Source organism: Streptomyces sp. TRM68367, from assembly GCF_014495685.1.
Lineage (GTDB): Bacteria > Actinomycetota > Actinomycetes > Streptomycetales > Streptomycetaceae > Streptomyces.
This window is the reverse complement of the sequence record NZ_JACTVI010000011.1, coordinates 1-17,083: the sequence shown is the minus strand read 5'-3', so window position 1 is coordinate 17,083 and position 17,083 is coordinate 1. Positions and strand designations below refer to the sequence as shown.

10 protein-coding genes and 3 pseudogenes are annotated in these 17,083 nt (G+C 71.5%); 6 read left to right on the top strand and 7 right to left on the bottom strand.

Annotated elements, in window-relative coordinates:
• Positions 1-81 precede the first annotated feature (81 nt).
• The 5 genes from H8R17_RS10585 to H8R17_RS10565 all read right to left on the bottom strand — a co-directional run bounded on the left by H8R17_RS10585 (position 82) and on the right by H8R17_RS10565 (position 6,467).
• The gene (locus H8R17_RS10585; protein ID WP_187822892.1) at positions 82-2,457 is read right to left on the bottom strand and encodes a beta-galactosidase; all 2,376 of its coding nucleotides are present in this window, start codon (positions 2,455-2,457) and stop codon (positions 82-84) included.
• A complete protein-coding gene (locus H8R17_RS10580) occupies positions 2,457-4,223 on the bottom strand; it encodes a beta-galactosidase (protein WP_187822891.1) in 1,767 nt (588 codons plus the stop codon). The genes H8R17_RS10585 and H8R17_RS10580 overlap by 1 nt, the downstream gene beginning before the upstream one ends.
• Before the next feature lie 175 nt (positions 4,224-4,398).
• Positions 4,399-5,535 carry an MFS transporter gene (locus H8R17_RS10575; RefSeq protein ID WP_399476562.1) on the bottom strand — a complete coding sequence of 379 codons (1,137 nt, stop codon included), beginning with the start codon at positions 5,533-5,535 and terminating at the stop codon, positions 4,399-4,401.
• A gap of 294 nt (positions 5,536-5,829) precedes the next feature.
• The gene (locus H8R17_RS10570) at positions 5,830-6,264 is read right to left on the bottom strand and encodes a hypothetical protein (RefSeq protein WP_262505176.1); all 435 of its coding nucleotides are present in this window, start codon (positions 6,262-6,264) and stop codon (positions 5,830-5,832) included.
• Between the two features lie 68 nt (positions 6,265-6,332).
• The gene (locus H8R17_RS10565; RefSeq protein ID WP_262505175.1) at positions 6,333-6,467 is read right to left on the bottom strand and encodes a hypothetical protein; all 135 of its coding nucleotides are present in this window, start codon (positions 6,465-6,467) and stop codon (positions 6,333-6,335) included.
• An 81-nt stretch (positions 6,468-6,548) separates the two neighbouring features.
• Between H8R17_RS10565 and H8R17_RS10560 the strand changes: the two are divergent.
• Both H8R17_RS10560 and H8R17_RS10555 read left to right on the top strand, forming a co-directional pair.
• Positions 6,549-6,824, top strand: a pseudogene (locus H8R17_RS10560) (cytosine permease); the annotation flags it as partial.
• Positions 6,825-7,086: 262 nt separating this feature from the next.
• Positions 7,087-8,805, top strand: a complete 1,719-nt coding sequence (locus H8R17_RS10555) for a BCCT family transporter (protein ID WP_262505174.1) — start codon at positions 7,087-7,089, stop codon at positions 8,803-8,805.
• 255 nt (positions 8,806-9,060) lie between these two features.
• Here the strand turns inward: H8R17_RS10555 and H8R17_RS10550 are convergent, their stop codons facing one another.
• The gene (locus H8R17_RS10550) at positions 9,061-11,361 is read right to left on the bottom strand and encodes an FdhF/YdeP family oxidoreductase (protein ID WP_187822890.1); all 2,301 of its coding nucleotides are present in this window, start codon (positions 11,359-11,361) and stop codon (positions 9,061-9,063) included.
• Between the two features lie 193 nt (positions 11,362-11,554).
• On the opposite strand from H8R17_RS10550, the gene purU reads away from it, so the two are divergent.
• The 4 genes and pseudogenes from purU (at position 11,555) to mshA (ending at position 16,585) form a co-directional block, all read left to right on the top strand.
• Positions 11,555-12,427 (top strand): formyltetrahydrofolate deformylase, encoded by an 873-nt coding sequence (purU, locus tag H8R17_RS10545; protein WP_187822889.1) that lies wholly within the window; start codon positions 11,555-11,557, stop codon positions 12,425-12,427.
• 74 nt (positions 12,428-12,501) lie between these two features.
• Positions 12,502-13,767 (top strand): serine hydroxymethyltransferase, encoded by a 1,266-nt coding sequence (gene glyA, locus H8R17_RS10540; RefSeq protein ID WP_223124871.1) that lies wholly within the window; start codon positions 12,502-12,504, stop codon positions 13,765-13,767.
• Between the two features lie 26 nt (positions 13,768-13,793).
• Positions 13,794-15,176, top strand: a complete 1,383-nt coding sequence (locus H8R17_RS10535; RefSeq protein WP_187822888.1) for an L-serine ammonia-lyase — start codon at positions 13,794-13,796, stop codon at positions 15,174-15,176.
• Positions 15,177-15,321: 145 nt separating this feature from the next.
• Positions 15,322-16,585: pseudogene (gene mshA, locus H8R17_RS10530) on the top strand (D-inositol-3-phosphate glycosyltransferase).
• 229 nt (positions 16,586-16,814) lie between these two features.
• On the opposite strand, the pseudogene H8R17_RS10525 reads toward mshA, so the two are convergent.
• Positions 16,815-17,083 (bottom strand): annotated as a pseudogene (locus H8R17_RS10525) (bifunctional methylenetetrahydrofolate dehydrogenase/methenyltetrahydrofolate cyclohydrolase); the annotation flags it as partial.

Sequence of the window (17,083 nt, the reverse complement as noted above, 5' to 3'; positions counted from 1 at the left end):
TAGGCCGGGCGGGGCCGGGGCGGGCCCGAGGGAGACAGCGCCCTGGGCGCCCGGCCGCCAGGGCCGAGCAGCGGGCGGTGCTCAGCCCGCCCGCACCGGCCACGACCGCGTGCACACCCACTCGGCACCTTCCACGGCGGCGGTACGCCACCCCTCGCCCGCCTGCCCCGGCACGTACACCGCGGCGTCGGCGGCCAGCGGCAGCACCCGCAGCCGCAGACCGTCGGAGCGCACCCCGGCGGGCAGCCGGCCGAGGCCGATGTCCCACCCGCGGCCCGAGAAGAACTGGTCGGCGACCAGGACATCGCCCACGTACGCCCGCGCCACGTCCCCGGTCCAGCGCACGCGCAGCAGCGTGCCCTCGGGCAGGTCCTCCGGCACGTCGACGCGGTACTCGGCGGCCACCGCGCCGAAGAACCTGCCGTCGGGCACGCTCGCCCGGCCCAGCACGCCGGTGACGGGCTCGGGGGCGGGACGTGCGGGCCGTACGAGGGTGACGGGAGCAGCAGTGTCACGGGGCGCGGAGCCGGCGTCGATCGTGTACCGGGTGAACACCCCGTCCGCCGCCTCGCGCACGTCCGCCCCGTGCACCCCCAGGCCTTGTGACGGCGCGGGCAGCACCGCGAACGACGGCCGCTCGGCGGAGCTGTGCAGCCGTACCTCACCCCGGTCCGGGTCGAACACCACCCCGTCCGGGCACAGCACCAGCCGCTCGGCACCCCAGGCCACGCCCCGGTAGACGGTTCGTGCCGTCGCCGCGTCCAGGACGAGCAGGCCGACCCGCCCGCCGTCGGCGGTGTCCACCTCGACCAGGGCGTCGGTGCCGGGCCGCAGCCCGGTGACCAGGATCCGGTCGCCGACGGGAGCGATGTCCCCCGAAGGCGCCCGGACCGACGCCACCGTGCCCTCGGCCAGCGCGAGTTCGGGCGCGATGCCGTCGGCGGCGGCCAGCACCAGGACCGTACGGCCGTCCGCGTCGACCGTGCACACCGGCTGGGCGGTGGCCCACTCCAGCCGCAGCCCGCCGACGTCGAGCCGCAGCGGCCAGCAGAAGTAGGCGCCCGCGGGAACCGTGACGGGGCTGCTGGGCAGCGTCAGCGCGGGGGCGTCGGGGAATTCGACGGTGAACGTCGTCTCAGGGTGGTCCGGCAGCGGCTCGTGCGGCTGGTGGTTGGTGACGAACAGGAAGCCCGAGGCGCCGTCGGAGCGCACGGCCCACCGCAGCGTGTCCCGGTCGTGCTGCCCGCCCGGCCGCCGCTTCGGCAGCACCGACTCCATGGGGGCGATGCGCTGCCCGAAGTCGGCCAACAGCAGGTGCTGCACACGGAGTTCATGGTACGACGGCCGCACCTGGCCGTACTCGCCGAGCGGCGCCTGGAAGTCGTACGTCAGGGCCGGCAGGTCGTTCGGGTAGCCGGTGTCGTGCGACTCCTGGAGGGTCGTCAGCTCGCCGGGCGGATTGGTGCCACCGTGGAACATGTAGTAGCCCTGCCACACCGAACCGCAGCCGATCTTGGTCAGCCCCAGCGCGCCGATGTCGGCCGCCTCCACCCGCGGCCTGCGGTGGTACGCCACCGCCATGCCGCCGCCCAGCTCGCAGGTGGCCCACGGGAACCGGTCGGCGAGGGCGTCGGGGGCGCCGCCGCGCACGGTCGTGGGCCGCAGGTCGGCGCCGATGCCCTCGTCGTCGCGCTGGTGGGTGAAGAAGAAGTGCTTGCGGCAGGTGTCGGGCCAGCCGCCGTCCGCCTCGGTCCAGAACGCCTCCGGATAGCCGCCGTACAGCGGAAGCAACTCCTCGCCCGGCAACTGGACCCCGCCCCAGGCGGTCGACGTCCACAGCGGGGCGCTCAGCCCGGCCTCCTGGGCCATGCGCTTGAGCGTGCGCAGGTGGCCGGGCTGGTCGTACAGCTCGTTCTCGATCTGAACCGCGACGATCGGCCCGCCGCTCGCCCGGTCCAGGCCGCGCAGCTGCCCGGCGATCGCCGCGAACCAGGCGCGTACGGGCTCCAGGTAGGCCGGGTCGTCGGTGCGGGGCGTGCAGCCGCGGGCCGGCAGCCAGTCGGGCAGACCGCCGTTGCGTACCTCCGCGTGGGACCAGGGGCCGATGCGGGGAATGAAGTCCAGGCCGTGGCGGGCGCACAGCCCGGCGAAACGGCGCAGGTCGCGGTCGCCGTCGAAACGGACCCGGCCCTCCACCTCCTCGTGGTGGATCCAGATGACGTAGGAGGCCACGGCGGTCACCCCGCCCGCCTTCATCTTCAGCAGCTCCTCCTCCCAGTCCCGGGCAGGGTAGCGGGAGTAGTGGAACTCGCCGGAGACCGGGAACCAGGGGCGCCCGCCGCGGGTCAGCCAGCGGCTGGTGACCTCGATCGGGTCGGGCGCGCCCGGCGCGTCCGCGAAGGGCAGGTGTCCGGTCAGTGGGGGAGCGGCGGGCGCGGGAACGCGCAACACGTGCATCACCAGGTGTTCTCCGGTCCGAGGTCGGGGGTGTCGGTCAGCAGGGCGCGGGCCGCTGTGGTGCCGTGCAGCTCCAGCAGGACCACCTCGTTGGTGCCGGGGCGCAGCACGGGGGAGGGGACGTACAGGGTGCGCTGCGGGCCGCGGTTCCAGTAGCGGCCCAGGTGGAAGCCGTTGACCCAGGCCTGCCCCTTGGTCCAGCCCGGCAGGGCGAGGAACGTGTCGGCGGGGACGTCCACCTCGAACGTGCCGCGGTGGAACGCCGGTACGGCCGTTGTCGCCTCGTCGGCCGGGGCGAACGGCACCGCCGCGAGGTCGTCCAGGGGCAGCGGGCGGCACTCCCAGCCGCGCAGGACGGTGCCGTCGAAGGAGACCGGCCCGAGCAGGCCCTTGGGGGCGCCGATACGGGGCCCGTAGTTGACGCCGCCCATGTTCTCGACGAGGACCTCCAGCGTGGCACCGGGGCGCGGCAGGCGCACGGGCAGCGTCTCGTCGTGGCGTTCGCGCTCCAGTACGCCGACGGGGGCGCCGTCGAGGAAGACCTGCGCGCGGTCGCCGGCCCCGCCTGCGAAGTGCAGCAGGCCGTCGCCGGACGCGGCGACCGTGGTGCGGTACAGGGCGTAGCCGGTGCGGTGGCCGAGCCGGTCCATGGTCAGCGGGTCGTCGCCGCGCACCGGGTCGGTGGCCGCGCCCGCGTAGGGCAACAGCGGCGCCCGCTGGTCCAACCGGACGGTGGCGGGCGGGAGTTTGGGGCCGGGTTCCGGGGCGGGCTCGTCGGGGACGGGCGCGTGGCGGGCGATGACCTCGCGGAAGGCGTGGTATTTCGGGCCCGGGTCACCGCACTCGGTGAGCGCGGCGTCGTAGTCGTACGACGTGACGGTGGGCTCGTAGGCGTGCTTGTGGTTGGCGCCGTTGGTGAAGCCGAAGTTGGTGCCGCCGTGGAACATGTAGATGTTCACGGACGCCCCCGCGGACAGCAGCCGGTCCAGGTCGGCGGCCGCGTCCGCCGCGTCCCGTACATGGTGCGGACCACCCCAGCGGTCGAACCAGCCGATCCAGAACTCGGCGCACATCAGCGGGCCTTCGGGCTGATGCTCGCGCAGTCGCCCGAGGCACTGCTCGACCCGGCTGCCGAAGGTGCTGGTGGCGAGTACGCCGGGCAGGCCGCCGGCGGCCAGGTGCGCGGGGTCGGCCTGGTCGCAGGTGAACAGCAGCTCCTCGACGCCGCGTGAACGCAGCGAGTCGGCCAGGTGCTTCAGGTACGGGGCGTCCTCGCCGTAGGCGCCGTACTCGTTCTCCAGCTGCACGGCGATGACCGGGCCGCCGGAGGCCGCCATGTACGGCAGGAGCGGGGGCAGCAGCAGGTCGAGGTAGCGGTCGACGGACTTGGTGAACCGCGGGTCGCTGGAGCGCAGCCGGATGTCCGGATCCGCGGTGAGCCAGGCGGGCAGGCCGCCCTCGTCCCACTCGGCGCAGATGAACGGGCCGGGACGCAGCAGCACGTGCAGCCCCTCGTCGCACGCCAGTTGGAGAAAGCGGGGCAGGTCGAGGAAGCCGTCGAGGACGAGCGGGCCGTCCGGATCCGGCTGGTGGAGGTTCCACGGGAGGTACGTCTCCACCGAGTTGAGGCCCATCAGCCGGGCCTTGCGCAGCCGGTCGGTCCACTGGTCGGGGTGGACGCGGAAGTAGTGCAGCGCGCCGGAGATGATCCTCAGCGGCTCGCCGTGCAGCAGGAAACCGTCGGACGTCGTCGTCAGAGCGGGCATGCGGAGCTTCCCTTCGCTTCGAAGTACGGGGTCGGGTCGGCAAGTTTGAGTGGCGGATTTCAGCGAGTTCCGGTGGCGGGGATCAGCGCGGTCGGGGTGGCGGGGATCAGCGGACTCAGGCGGCGTGGGACAGCGAGTTCTGGTCGCGAGGGTCAGCGGGTTCTGGTCGCGAGGGTCAGCGGGTTCTGGTCGCGCGGATCAGCCAGACCGTGGCGGCCAGACACAGCACCGACACCCCGCACAGCAGCAGCGGCACCGCGCGGATCCCGGACCACTCGATGGCCTTGCCCAGCGCCGGGCCCGCCGCGACCCCGCCGGCCATCGAGGCGGCGATGACCACCGCGCCCGCCCGGCGGGCCTGCGGCGCGGCCCGGTGGAGCCACGGCAGCCCGGTGGGGAAGATCGGCGCGATGAACAGACCGACACCGGCGTAGGCGTACGGGGCGAGAGCCGGCACGGTCGCCAGCAGCAGACACACCGTCATGCCCGCGCAGGACACGGTGATGATGGCCTGCGCGGAGAAGCGCAGCGCGACCGGCGCGACGAGGAAACGGCCGACGGTCATCATGAGCCAGTACACGGAGGTGGCGGTGGCGGCGACGCCCGCGCCGTAGCCGACGGTCTCCAGGTGCGTGGGCTCCCAGCCGCCGACGCCCGCCTCGATGCCGACGTGCAGGACGTACAGCGCGACGAACACGGCGAGGACCGAGCCCAGGCTGCGGCCCAGCGGCCGCGCGACGGACGCCGGGCCCGCCCCGGCCGGCTGCGGTGCCTCGTCCCGTACGCCCCGCAGGCACAGCAGCAGCGGCAGGTTGAGCAGCGCGAAGCCCAGGAAGACGGCCGGATGGTGCTCCGCGCCGACCGCGCCGATCAGCGCGGGGCCGAGGATCGCGCCCACCCCGAAGTGGGCGTTGAGGATGTTCAGCATGGCGGTCGAACGGTGCCCGAAACCGACGGCGAACAGCTGGTTGAGGCCGTAGTCGATCCCGCCGAAGCCCAGCCCGGCCAGCAGCGCCATGGCCAGGGCCGTGGGCCAGTTCTGCGCGAGGGCGAACCCCGCCGCGCCGACGGCCATCAGCAGGTACGAGCCGCCGAGCAGCCGCCGGTTGCTCATCCGGCCGTACAGCCGGTCGAAGAGCAGCACACCGGCCACTCCGCCGACGAAGTGCGCGCTCAGCCCCAGCCCCGCGGCCGAGGGACTCAGGCCGAACTCCTCGCGCAGGGCGGGGATCGCGGGCCCGTACAGGGCCTGGAGCGCGCCGATGAGCACGAAGCCCACGCAGGACGCGACCACGGCGGCCGGGCTGAACACCGGGGCGTGCGAAGCCTGTTGGACACGGGTCTCGCGCGGTGCGGTCGTCTGGTCTCTCACGCGGACTCCGGATGACGGCCCACGGCGGCGTGGGGGACGGGCACGGATGGCGTCGTACATCGACGGCGTCGATGTTACCGGTAACATCGACGCCGTCAAGATCCCGTGCGGCCCTCGCCGGATCAGTCAACCGGCCGCCCCGGCGGAGCGGTTGCGGTACCGCTCCGCCTCACAGCCGGGGCTTCACCTCGTACCGCGGTCCGAGGTCCGGCTCGTCGTTTCCCACCAGCTCCGTCACCAGGCGGTGGACCTGGGCCAGTCGTGCAGCAGGGTCCGGGTCTCGTCCGGGGGCAGCCCCGACGCGCGGGCGATCTCGTCCAGGTGGACGGCCTCGCCGCCGTGGCGCTCCTGGGCCCCGCTCAGTGACCGGAACACCTGCTCGTGCCGGTCGGTGTAGTCGGGCGGCTGACGGCCGGCGAAGGTCGGTTCCGTGTCCGGCGCGGTGCGGCCCCTTCCCTCCCGCTGGGCCGGGTCACCGGGACGCCACTGCTGCTTGCCGCGGTGACGGGCGGCGATCCGTTCCTCGTGCGGCGCGCAGCCGCGGTGCGCGCGCTGCTTCGACGCCCCGGTCGTCACGCTGCGGGCGCTGGGCGCCTCGCCGGCCCTGTGGGCCTCGCGGGCCGCCGCCGCGCGCTGCTGCTCGTCGCCTTCCATCTTCCTGCGCACCATGGGGCACTCCTGTCGTCGTCGCTGTCGTCCACGGTCGTCCGTCGTCGTCCCTGATGTGTCCGCCGTCGTCAGCGGTCGAGTTCCTCCTGCACCGGAGTTCTGGGCACCTCGCGCAGGTGCTGGGACTGGCCGGGCCTGCCGCCCTCGCGGGCCTGCTCGGCGCGCTGTGCGGCGGTCAGGCCGAGGTCGGAGTCCGGGTCCACCCGGCTTCCGCCCGCCCTCTCGAACAGGCAGGTCGACCATGACGGCCCCCTCGACAGCGCACCGCGGCCCGGCGGCTCCGGGTGGAGACACACGGCCTGGACGTGATCGGGGACGCCGAGCGCAAGGGCACTCCGCGGGCGCTGTTCCGGCCCTGGGTCGGGGCCGACGTCTCCGGGCGCGGGCCGAGCTACGGCGCGTTCGCGCTCGGCTTCGGGATCTCCTTCTGGCAGGCGCTGACCGCGGGGGTGGCCGGCATCGTCTTCTCGTTCCTGCTGTGCGGTCGCGTCGCGGTCGCCGGCAAGCGCGGCTCCGCGCCGACGATGGTGCTCGGGCGGACCGTGTACGGGGTGCCCGGCGGCAGCGAGTCGCCCCGAGGGTCACAGGGCGATTTCGATGCTGGTCGAGAGCCCGGCGACTGGTGCGAAGGGCCTTGACGGCGAGACGCAAGGAGTGTTCGCTGTTGCGCAATCAGATGAGAATCTCTTACTGCGCAACAGTCCCACGCGGTGCCGCCCAGTGTGAGGCGGTCCGAGTCGGTGGAAGCCGCTGAGACCACCAGGGCCGGACGACAGCGTCCGACCCACCATGCCCCAGCCCGACGACAGAAGGAAAGTGAGCATGGCTGCTCCCCAGATGTCGAAATCACCAGCCGACACTTCGGATCAAGAAGAGGCGGAGCCCCGGTCCCACACGGCCTCGATCGCACCGCGCGTCTTCTGGCCGTCCGCGATCATCATTCTCGCCTTCGTTCTCTACGCCACGATCTTCAGGAACTCCGCGCAGGACGTCATCAGCACGGTGCAGGAGGAGATCATCGCCGACCTCGGCTGGTATTACACCGCCCTGGTCTCACTCTTCGTGATCTTCGTCCTCTGGGTCGGCATCGGCCGCTACGGAGACATCAAGCTCGGCAAGGACGACGAGGATCCCGAGTTCGGCCTGGGCTCGTGGCTGGCGATGTTGTTCGCCGCCGGCATGGGCATCGGGCTGGTCTTCTGGGGTGTCGCCGAGCCGCTGAACCACTTCGTCTCGCCCAGGCCGGGCATCGGCGAGGGCCAGGCCGAGCGGAGCGAGTTCGCCATGGTCCAGACGTTCCTGCACTGGGGAATCCACCCCTGGGCCATCTACGTCGTGGTCGGCCTCGGCGTCGCCTATGCCGTGCACCGCAAGGGCCGTCCCGTCTCGATCCGCTGGGCTCTGGAGCCGCTCCTCGGCGAGCGGATCAAGGGCGCCTGGGGTGACGTCATAGACGCGATCGCCGTCGTCGGCACCCTCTTCGGCGTGGCCACCTCGCTCGGCTTCGGCGTCCTGCAGATCTCCGCGGGACTGGAGTCCCAGGGATGGGCGACCGACCCCGGCAAGCCCCTTCAGATCGCCCTCATCGCCGGCATCACCCTGATCGCCACCATCTCCGTGGTCACGGGCATCGGCAAGGGCATCAAGTGGCTGTCGAACATCAATATGACCCTGGCCGGCCTGCTGATGGTGTTCGTGGCCGTCGCGGGCCCGACGCTGTTCATCTTCAACGTCTTCGTCCAGGACATCGGCGCGTATCTGCAGAACCTCCTCGCACTGAGCTTCGACACCGGCGCCTCCCAGGGCGAGGAGGGCACCGCCTGGGTCAGCGGCTGGACGGTCTTCTACTGGGGCTGGTGGATTTCCTGGGCTCCGTTCGTCGGCGTCTTCATCGCCCGTATCTCCCGCGGCCGGACCGTTCGCGAGTTCGTCACGGGCGTGCTGCTGGTGCCGACTCTGCTGACCTTCGTCTGGTTCGCCGTCCTCGGCGGCTCGGCACTCCACCGCGAGACGGTCGGTGACGGCGGACTGGTCGGCGAGGACGGCACGGTCGGTACGAACAGCGCGCTCTTCCAGCTGCTCGACACGCTGCCGGGCGGTACCTTCGTCGCCGGGGCGGCAATCCTGCTGATCGTGCTGTTCTTCGTCACCTCCTCCGACTCCGGAAGCTACGTCGTCGACATGCTGGCCTCCGGCGGCAACCCCGAGCCGCCGGTGTGGAGCCGCGTGTTCTGGGCCGCTTCCGAAGGGGCCGTGGCGATCGCGCTGCTGGTGGCCAGCGGCACCGGAACCGCGTCGCTGAGCACGCTGCAGACGGCGGCGATCATCACCGCGCTGCCCTTCAGCCTGGTGATGATCGGAATGAGCATCGCCACGCTCAAGTCCTTCCGCCAAGAACGTCAGGCCTATCTGGACGCCCGGCGCAAGAAGCAGGAGCAGCGACTCATCGACCAGGCCGTCACGGCGTTCGAGGAGGGCCTGGAGAACGGGGCTTCGTCGAACGAGGCCGAGGACAGCACGGTCGAGGCGCGCACCACGTAGAGGCAGGCGTCCGCGAATCAGGAGTCAGTGAGCCTCCTGGAGCAGCCCTCCAGGAGGCTCACTGATTCTGTGGGGCGCGGGTCCGGGAGTTCATCGCGGGCCGGGGCGGGTTTCACAGGCGCGTTCACCGTCGAGCTCCTCGGGGGACTTCCGTGTGAACGAGGGTGATGCGCTCAGCGACCCAGCCCACCGATCGTTGCGCATGGCGCACTTGGGAACACTCTTCAACCCCGGAAAAGCGCTGTCAAGGGGGCCTCACACCCCGGCGGCGGGCTCCAGCCGGACCACGACGGACTTGGACGTGGGGGTGTTGCTGATGGTCGCCGTCGAGTCCAGGGGCACCAGGACGTTGGTCTCCGGGAAGTACGCCGCGCAGCAGCCGCGCGGTGTCGAGAAGGCGACGGCGCGGAAACCCGGTGCCCGCCGTTCCACCCCGTCCTCGTACTCACCGACGATGTCGACGAGGTCGCCGTCGGCCAGCCCGCGGGCGGCGAGGTCCTCCCGGTGCACGAACAGCACGCGGCGTCCCTGGTGGATGCCGCGGTAGCGGTCGTCCAGTCCGTAGATGGTGGTGTTGTACTGGTCGTGCGAACGCACCGTCTGCAGCAGCAGCCGACCGTCCGGTACGCGCGGGAACTCCAGTGGGTTGACGGTGAAGTTGGCCCGGCCGGTGGCCGTCGTGAAGCGGCGCTCGTCCCGGGGCGGGTGGGGCAGGGCGAAGCCGCCGGGTCGGCGCACTCGGTCGTTGAACTCCTCGAATCCTGGGATGACGCGTGCGATGCGCTCGCGGACGCGGTCGTAGTCGGCTTCGAACGCCTCCCAGGGCATCTGGGGGTTGCGGTCAGAGAAGACGGCCCGGGCCATCCCGCAGATGATCGCCACCTCGCTGCGGAGGTGATCGGAGGCGGGGGCGAGCCGTCCCCGCGAGAGATGCACCATGCCCATGGAGTCCTCCACGGTCACCACTTGGGGCCCCGAGGGCCGCAGATCGGCCTCGGTGCGGCCCAGGCAGGGCAGGATGAGCGCCTGCTCCCCGGTGACCGCGTGGGAGCGGTTGAGCTTGGTGGAGATCTGCACGGTCAGCCGGCAGCGGCGCAGCGCCTGTTCCGTCACCTCGGTGTCGGGGGCGGCAGCGACGAGGTTGCCGCCCAGCCCCACGAAGACCTTCACCCGGCCGTCGCGCATGGCCCGGATGGTCTCGACCACGTCGTGACCGTGATGACGTGGCGGTGCGAAACCGAATTCGGTGCCGAGCGCGTCGAGGAAGGCCTCACTCGGCTTCTCGTGGATACCCATCGTCCGGTCGCCCTGCACGTTGGAGTGGCCGCGCACCGGGCACAGCCCGGCGCCGGGACGGCCGATGTTGCCGCGCATGAGGAGGAAGTTGACGACCTCACGGATGGTGGGGACGGAATGGCGGTGCTGGGTGAGGCCCATCGCCCAGCAGACGACGGTCTTCTCGGCGGCGAGGATCTCCGAGAACGCGCCCGTGATCTCGTCCCGGGAGAGGCCGGTGGCCTCCAGGACGTCCTCCCATGAGGTCTTGCGGACATGCTCGGCGCAGGCCTCGAAACCGTGCGTGTGCGCGGCGATGAAGGAGGTGTCGAGGACGGTGCCCGGCGCCTCGTCCTCCGCTTCCAGCAACAGCCGGTTGAAGGCCTGGAACAGGGCTTGATCGCCGCCCAGCCTGATCTGCAGGAAGAGGTCGGCCAGCTGGGTGCCGCCACCGACGATGCCGGACGGCCGCTGGGGGTTCTTGAACCGCAGCAGGCCGGCCTCGGGCAGCGGGTTGACCGCGATGACGCGGGCGCCGCGCCGCTTGGCCCGCTCCAGGGCGGAGAGCATCCGCGGGTGGTTGGTGCCGGGGTTCTGGCCGACGACGAGGATCAGGTCCGCCTCGTGAAGGTCCTCCAGGGTGACGCTCCCCTTGCCGATGCCGATCGTCTCGACGAGGGCCGAACCGCTGGACTCGTGGCACATGTTGGAGCAGTCCGGCAGGTTGTTGGTGCCCAGCAGCCGGGCGAACAGCTGATAGACGAAGGCGGCCTCATTGCTCGCCCGGCCGGAGGTGTAGAAGGCGGCCTGGTCGGGGTGGTCGAGGGCGGCGAGCTCCCGGGCGACGACGGCGAACGCGTCCTCCCACGAAATCGGACGGTAGTGGTCACTGCCCGCCGGACGGTACATGGGGTGGGTGAGGCGCCCCTGCTGTCCGAGCCAGTAGTCGCTGCGGCCGGCGAGTTCCTCCAGGCCGTGCTCGGCGAAGAACTCCGGAGTGACCCGGCGCAGCGTGGCCTCCTCCGCCACGGCCTTGGCCCCGTTCTCGCAGAACTCCGCGCGGTGCCGGTGCTCCGGCTCGGGCCAGGCACAGCCCGGACAGTCGAAGCCGTCCTTCTGGTTGACCCGGAGCAGGGTGAGCAGGCCACGGCGCGGGCCCATCTGGGTGCCCGCGTGGCGCAGCGACGAGGTGACCGCCGGAATGCCGGCGGCGTAGTCCTTCGGTGGGCTCACCCGCAGTCGGGCGTCGCCGGGATCCTCAGCAGGGGCCTTGCGGGTCATCGATGGCGCTCCGCGGTGTGTTGGCGTGTGGTGTGTTTCTCATAGCGATGTGTATTTCTCATTACACAACACGCCCTAGAAAGCCCGCCCGGCGGACTTCTGTCAAGACACACCCTTGACCGGACCCTCTCCTCCCTGGACCATGTTGCGTATCGCTCGCCACGTTGCTCAATACGCACCACCGGAGGATGCTGTGCCCTCTCGCCCCCGCCCCGGCCGCGAGTTCGTCCTCACCCTCTCCTGTCCCGACCAGGCAGGACTGGTCCACGCCGTCAGCGGCTTCCTCGTCCAGCACTCCGGGAACATCCTGGAGAGCCAGCAGTTCGACGACCGTCTGCAGGGCCGCTTCTTCATGCGTGTGCACTTCGACGTCTCCGACCCGGAGACGTCACTGGTGCGCCTGCGGGCCGATTTCGCACCGTTGGCCGGGACCTACCGGATCGACTGGCGGCTGTACGACGCGGCCGCCCCCACCCGCACCCTGATCATGGTCTCCAAGTACGGCCACTGCCTGAACGACCTGCTGTTCCGCAGGAGCACCGGTGCCCTCAACATCGAGGTCCCGGTGATCGTCTCCAACCACCGGGACTTCGAGCCGCTCGCGCAGAGCCACGGCATCCCCTTCCACCACATCCCCGTCACACCGCAGACCAAGGCGGAGGCGGAGGCACAACTGCTGGAGCTGGTGGAGCGCTACGAGATCGACCTCGTGGTCCTCGCCCGCTACATGCAGATCCTCTCGGACGACCTGTGCAAGCGGCTGGAGGGCCGGGCCATCAACATCCACCACTCCTTCCTCCCCAGCTTCAAGGGAGCCCGCCCCTACCTCCAGGCCCACCGACGGGGAGTCAAGCTCGTCGGGGCCACCGCCCACTACGTCACCCTCGACCTGGACGAGGGACCCATCATCGAGCAGGACGTCGTCCGCGTGGACCACTCCCACGACCCCGACGCGCTGGTCACCATGGGCCGGGACGTCGAGGCGCGAGTACTGGCGCGAGCGGTGCAGTGGCACAGCGAGAGCCGCATCCTGCTCAACGGCCACCACACCGTGGTGTTCCGCTGATGCCCCGTCCCACGTCTGAGGCCCCGTGCCGCGTTCCCGTGCACCGCCCGTACATCGCCGACTGAGGAGACCGTATGTCCGCCCTGAACACACCCCTGCACGAGCTCGACCCCGAAGTCGCCGCCGCGGTCGACGCCGAACTGCATCGCCAGCAGTCCACCCTGGAGATGATCGCCTCGGAGAACTTCGCGCCGGTCGCGGTCATGCAGGCGCAGGGCTCGGTCCTGACCAACAAGTACGCCGAGGGCTACCCCGGCCGCCGCTACTACGGCGGCTGCGAGCATGTCGACGTCGCCGAGCGGATCGCCATCGACCGGGTCAAGGAGCTGTTCGGCGCCGAGTACGCCAACGTGCAGCCGCACTCGGGCGCCTCCGCCAACCAGGCCGCCCTGTTCGCGCTGGCCCAGCCCGGCGACACCGTCCTCGGCCTGGACCTGGCCCACGGCGGCCATCTGACCCACGGGATGCGGCTGAACTTCTCCGGCAAGCAGTTCGACGTGGTCGCCTACCACGTGGACGCCGCCACCGGCCTGGTCGACATGGCCGAGCTGGAACGGCTGGCCAAGGAGCACCGACCGAAGGTGATCATCGCCGGGTGGTCTGCCTACCCGCGGCAGCTGGACTTCGCGGAGTTCCGTCGGATCGCCGACGAGGTGGAGGCGTATCTGTGGGTGGACATGGCGCACTTCGCCGGTCTGGTCGCGGCTGGGCTGCACGAGAACCCGGTGCCGTACGCGGACGTGGTCACCTCCACCACCCACAAGACGCTGGGCGGGCCGCGCGGCGGCATCATCCTCGCCCGGAAGGAGTTCGCGAAGAAGCTGAACTCCTCCGTCTTCCCGGGCTTCCAGGGCGGCCCGCTGGAGCATGTGATCGCGGCCAAGGCGGTCTCCTTCAAGGTTGCCGCCGGCGAGGAGTTCAAGGAGCGCCAGCGCCGCACGGTTGACGGCGCTCGCATTCTCGCCGAGCGGCTGACGGCCGCCGACACCCGCGCGGCCGGCGTCGACGTCCTGTCCGGCGGCACGGACGTGCACCTCATCCTGGTCGATCTGCGCGAGAGCGAGCTGGACGGGCAGCAGGCCGAGGACCGTCTGCACGAGGTCGGCATCACGGTCAACCGCAACGCGGTCCCGAACGACCCGCGCCCGCCGATGGTGACGTCGGGGCTCAGGATCGGCACCCCGGCCCTGGCCACCCGCGGCTTCCAGGCGGAGGACTTCGCGGAGGTCGCGGACGTCATAGCCGAGACACTCAAGCCGTCGTACGACGCGGAGGCGCTCAAGGCGCGTGTGAAGGCACTGGCGGACAAGCACCCCCTGTACCCCGGCCTGAACAAATAGGTGTGCCCCCTTCTTGAGGAGTGACCGTGGCCATCTCGGTCTTCGACCTGTTCTCGATCGGCATCGGCCCGTCCAGCTCCCACACGGTCGGCCCGATGCGGGCGGCCCGCATGTTCGTCGTCCGTCTGAAGGAGGTCGGCGTACTCGCCCGGACCGCCACGGTCCACGCCGAGTTGTACGGCTCCCTCGGCGCGACCGGCCACGGCCACGGCACGCCCAAGGCCGTACTGCTCGGGCTGGAGGGCAACGAGCCGCACACCGTCGATGTCCTCCAGGCCGAGGGCGATGTCGAGCGGATAAAGTCGACCGGAAGGCTGCGGCTGCTGGGTGTCGAGATCGGCGATGCCCAGGAGGTCGCCTTCTCCTTCGAGGGGGACCTGGTCCTGCACCGCCGTAAGGTGCTGCCGTACCACGCGAACGGCATGACCCTGTGGGCCCGCGACGCCACCGGCGCCGAGCTGCTGACCAAGACGTACTACTCGGTGGGCGGCGGCTTCGTCGTCGACGAGGACGCCGCCGGCGCGGACCGCATCAAGCTCGACGACACCGTACTGAAGTACCCCTTCCGCACCGGCGACGAACTGCTGCGCCTGACCCGCGACACGGGCCTGTCCATCTCCGCGCTGATGCTGGAGAACGAACGGGCCTGGCGCACCGAGGACGACATCCGCGCCGGTCTGCTGGAGATCTGGCGGGTGATGCAGGCCTGCGTGGCCCGCGGCATGTCCCGCGAAGGCCTGCTGCCCGGCGGGCTGAAGGTGCGCCGCCGCGCCGCCATGACGGCCCGCCAACTGCGCGCCGAGGGCGACCCGGCAGCCCGCGCGATGGAATGGATCACCCTCTACGCGATGGCCGTGAACGAGGAGAACGCCGCCGGCGGCCGGGTGGTGACGGCCCCGACCAACGGCGCGGCCGGCATCATCCCGGCCGTCCTGCACTACTACATGAACTTCGTGCCCGGCGCGGACGAGGAGGGGGTGGTCCGCTTCCTGCTCGCCGCCGGCGCCATCGGCATGCTGTTCAAGGAGAACGCCTCCATCTCCGGCGCCGAGGTCGGCTGCCAGGGCGAGGTCGGCTCGGCCTGCTCCATGGCGGCCGGCGCGCTCGCCGAAGTGCTCGGCGGCACCCCGGAGCAGGTGGAGAACGCCGCCGAGATCGGCATGGAGCACAACCTGGGCCTGACCTGCGACCCGGTCGGCGGGCTGGTGCAGGTCCCGTGCATCGAGCGCAACGGCATGGCCGCGGTCAAGGCGGTGACCGCCGCGCGGATGGCCATGCGCGGCGACGGCTCCCACAAGGTCTCCCTCGACAAGGTCATCAAGACCATGAAGGACACCGGCGCCGACATGTCCGTCAAGTACAAGGAGACCGCCCGGGGCGGCCTCGCCGTCAACATCATCGAGTGCTGAGCGGGGCCCCGGCATGGACGAGGCACCGAGCGTCGACGCGTGCTGCGGATCCGGGAGGGCGCGCGCTGTCGGCGCCCGGGCGGACACGCTGGTCGCCGCCGAGCCGCTGGAGATCCGGCTCGGCGGCAGACCGCTGGCCATCACCATGCGGACGCCCGGTGACGCGGCGCCGTCCGCGCCGCCCGGCACCGGTGACGCGGGCGGGATGAACGTCTACGTCGTCGAGCTGGCCAGGCGCCTGGCGGCCGCGAGCGTCGAGGTGGAGATCTTCACCCGGGACACCTCTGCCGCGGTCCCGCCCGTGGTCGAGCTAGCGCCCGGTGTTCTCGTCCGGCACGTGGAGGCGGGCCTTACGAGGGCTCGGCCAAGGAAGACCTGCCCACACACCTGTGCGCTTTCACACACGGACTGATGCGGGCGTGGGCCGGTCGGCGTCCCGGGCACTACGGCCTGCTCCACTCGCACTACGGGCTCTCCGGCCACGTCGGCCGGCTCGCCGCCGAACGCTGGGGCGTCCCGCTCGTGCACACCATGCACACCATGGCCAAGGTCAAGAACGCCGCCCTCGCTGCGGGCGACACACCCGAGCCCGCGGCCCGTGTGGCGGGCGAGACGCAGATCGTGGCGGCGGCGGATCGGCTTATCGCCAACACCGGCAGCGAGGCGGCCGAGCTGATCCGTCACTACGACGCCGACGCCGAGCGGGTCACCGTCGTCCACCCGGGCGTGAATCTGGACTGCTTCCGGCCGGACGCCGCCGGCGTCTTGGCCGGGCGGGCCGCGGCCCGTCTGCGCCTCGGGCTGCCCCCGACGCGCTGGTCCCGCTGTTCGCGGGGCGTATTCAGCACCTGAAGGCACCGGACGTTCTGCTGCGCGCGGTCGCCCGGCTGCTGGCGGAGCGGCCGCAGCTGCGCGAGCGGCTCGTCATGCCGGTGGTGGGCGGGCCGAGCGGATCCGGTCTGACCGAGCCGGAGGGCCTGCAGAAGCTGGCGGCACGGCTCGGTGTCTCCGACGTGGTCCTGTTCCACCCGCCCTCGGACAGGCCCGGCTCGCGGACTGGTACCGGGCGGCGTCGGTGCTCGTCATGCCGTCCTACAGCGAGTCCTTCGGCCTGGTGGCCCTGGAGGCTCAGGCCTGCGGCACGCCGGTGATCGCGGCCGAGGTGGGCGGTCTGCCGGTGGCTGTTCGGGGCGGGGCGAGCGGTGTGCTCGTGCCGGGGCACGTCCCGGACCGAGTACGCGCGGGCGCTGGGCCGCTTCGCCGACGATCCGGCGCTTTCGACCCGGATGGGTGAGGCGGCGGCCCGGCACGCCCGGTCCTTCGGCTGGGACACGGCGGCGTCCGCGACCGTGGACGTGTACACAGCGGCGATACGCCAACGATCAGGCCTGTACCCGCTGTTCTCCTAGGATCTGCTGAGCCCTGGTGTCTGTGTGTTTTTTCCGGGGTTGTGTGACTTCGGCACGGGCACCTGCTCGCTCAACCGGCCCATCGGCGGCGGCCAGTCGGCGACCGGCTCGGCGGAGCGAAGGCCCCTTCCTCCCGTGTTCCGCGCGAGGAAGGGGCGTCAGCGACCCGTCGCCGCCGGCAGCGAGGTGGGGCCCGCCGAGCACAGGGCGACCTCGCGGGCCGGCACGTTCATGCTGTGTCGGCGTTCCTCCCCGCGGCCTCGACGACATTGGCGAGCAGCATGGCCCGGGTCATGGGGCCCACGCCTCCGGGCATGGGCGCGAGCCAGCCGGCGACCTGGGCGGCCTCCGGGTGCACATCACCGAGCAGTCCCTGGTCGGTGCGGGTGATGCCGACGTCCAGGACCGCGGCGCCGGGGCGCAGCATGTCCTTGGTGATCAGTCCGGGCGAGCCGGCGGCCGCGACGACGATGTCCGCCTCGCGTACGTGCCAGGCCA

What these genes read in the sequence shown, in the direction of transcription:
- H8R17_RS10585 (WP_187822892.1), bottom strand. Translation starts at nt 2,457, where the DNA reads ATGCACGTGTTGCGCGTTCCCGCGCCCGCCGCTCCCCCACTGACCGGA.
- H8R17_RS10580 (WP_187822891.1), bottom strand. Translation starts at nt 4,223, where the DNA reads ATGCCCGCTCTGACGACGACGTCCGACGGTTTCCTGCTGCACGGCGAG.
- H8R17_RS10570 (WP_262505176.1), bottom strand. Translation starts at nt 6,264, where the DNA reads ATGGTGCGCAGGAAGATGGAAGGCGACGAGCAGCAGCGCGCGGCGGCG.
- H8R17_RS10555 (WP_262505174.1), top strand. Translation starts at nt 7,087, where the DNA reads ATGGCTGCTCCCCAGATGTCGAAATCACCAGCCGACACTTCGGATCAA.
- H8R17_RS10550 (WP_187822890.1), bottom strand. Translation starts at nt 11,361, where the DNA reads ATGACCCGCAAGGCCCCTGCTGAGGATCCCGGCGACGCCCGACTGCGG.
- glyA (WP_223124871.1), top strand. Translation starts at nt 12,502, where the DNA reads ATGTCCGCCCTGAACACACCCCTGCACGAGCTCGACCCCGAAGTCGCC.